We start from the raw sequence: 1,099 nt of genomic DNA, 5'->3' as shown, positions 1-1,099 counted from the left end.
CACGGGGGCAAAGCGGCTTTCCACCAGCCGGGCAATCAGCCGCAGCAGCACGGCACCGGGTGTATCCGCCAGCGCCATGCCCGCGCTGTCATCCGCCAGCACGCCCCAGCGGGCGAGTTCCGTTACCACCCGTGAGGCCAGAACCCTGTCCGGTGTAATAAGGGCCACCGTGCGCCCCTCATGCGCGATGGCATCACGCATGATCATGCTGATGGCCAGCGCTTCTTCCTGCTCGTCCTGCGCGCTGATACGTACGACACCCGGCAGCAATGCCTCAGCGCCTGTGCGGGGCTGGCCGCATTGGTGCCCTCGCCCTCACGCAGCACCCAGTCATCCAGCGCTGTGGCGGGCAGCATGACCCGCGACAGAACAGCCGAACGGGCGGCCCGCCGCGCGGTTTCAGCCTCATCGGCCTCGCCACCGCCTGTCCCTGCCATTCCAGCCCGAACAGGAACGGCTGGCGCGGTGGCCCGCAATGGTTCCTGCGCCCGGTCCCATACCCGCACCTGCGCGCGCCCATGGCCAAGGGCCGCCAGCAAACGGGCCAGACCGGCCTGAGGGTGACTATCGGGCAGGGTATCGAACACGGCATCAGGCATGTTCATGTCCAGTCCGGGTAAAATCACCCGACCACCAGGACAGGCCAGAACCGCCGCCAATGCCTCCGCCGTTGGGGCCATGGCGTGGGTAAACCCTGCCGCCCATAGCCGTCCCTCGTCCCCCCGTGCCGCCATACCCCGCCACAGGGCCGCCTGCGCGCGCAATAGCGCAACCTGCCGGGCAACCGGGTTCATCAACCCCTGACTGGCCAGCCAGACAGGCCACTGCTCGGTAATGATTTCCAGAAACCGCAGAATAATCTGCCAGTGCTGGGCAAAATCGTCCTGCACCGCGCCGGGCAGGCGCTCGCTCAGGGAAACACCGGCCCACTCGGCCTCGTCCATGAGTGTTGCGAGCGCGCCCGCCAGCGGCCATGCCTGATCGAGCGTGGGGCGGGTACCAAATGCGCCTTCCGCCTGCAAAACAAGACGTGTCAGCGCTGCCTGCCGCGTCATGCCCCCTACGGCGGGCGGCAGGTCCAACGGGTCGAGCCCCTGCC

At 67.9% G+C, this 1,099-nt stretch carries 1 protein-coding gene and 1 pseudogene; both read right to left on the bottom strand.

The genetic code is table 11. The annotated features are described in order from the left end of the window. Positions 1–207 (bottom strand): hypothetical protein (locus JCM25143_RS21150; protein WP_148300162.1); only part of this gene is annotated, 207 nt, incomplete at its 3' end. Further along, positions 204–1,099, bottom strand: a pseudogene (locus JCM25143_RS24520) (hypothetical protein); the annotation flags it as partial. The gene JCM25143_RS21150 and the pseudogene JCM25143_RS24520, both read right to left, overlap by 4 nt.

Origin of the sequence: Acetobacter papayae JCM 25143 (assembly GCF_000613285.1) — a bacterium.
In the GTDB taxonomy this organism is placed as follows: domain Bacteria; phylum Pseudomonadota; class Alphaproteobacteria; order Acetobacterales; family Acetobacteraceae; genus Acetobacter; species Acetobacter papayae.
This window is presented reverse-complemented; position numbering and strand designations above follow the sequence as displayed.